This window comes from Chryseobacterium sp. SIMBA_038, assembly GCF_046535115.1.
GTDB lineage: Bacteria > Bacteroidota > Bacteroidia > Flavobacteriales > Weeksellaceae > Chryseobacterium.
In genome coordinates this window covers 1-262 of sequence record NZ_JAWRXH010000239.1, presented here as the reverse complement: position 1 = coordinate 262, position 262 = coordinate 1, and the positions used below count along the sequence as shown (strand labels likewise).

Genomic DNA, 262 nt, shown 5'->3' with positions numbered 1-262 from the left:
CATTGTCCTTTGATAATGCCGTAAAGATCACAGACTTGTCAGGAAGCGGTTATGAATATGCTGTAGAAGGATATTTCTCAAGGTTACTTTATAATTATGATGGGAAGTATTTCTTTAATGCTAATATTCGTAGGGATGGTTCTTCTGTTTTTTCTCCGGAAAGCAGATGGGGTAATTTTTATGGATTGGGTCTGGCATGGAACGTTACTAAAGAGGACTTCCTTAGAGACAACAGTATCATTAGCAACTTAAAATTAAAGGC

At 36.6% G+C, this 262-nt stretch carries 1 protein-coding gene; it reads left to right on the top strand.

Going from position 1 to position 262, the window contains the following annotated elements:
- Positions 1–262 (top strand): hypothetical protein (locus tag SB689_RS23410; RefSeq protein WP_410694445.1); only part of this gene is annotated, 262 nt, incomplete at both ends.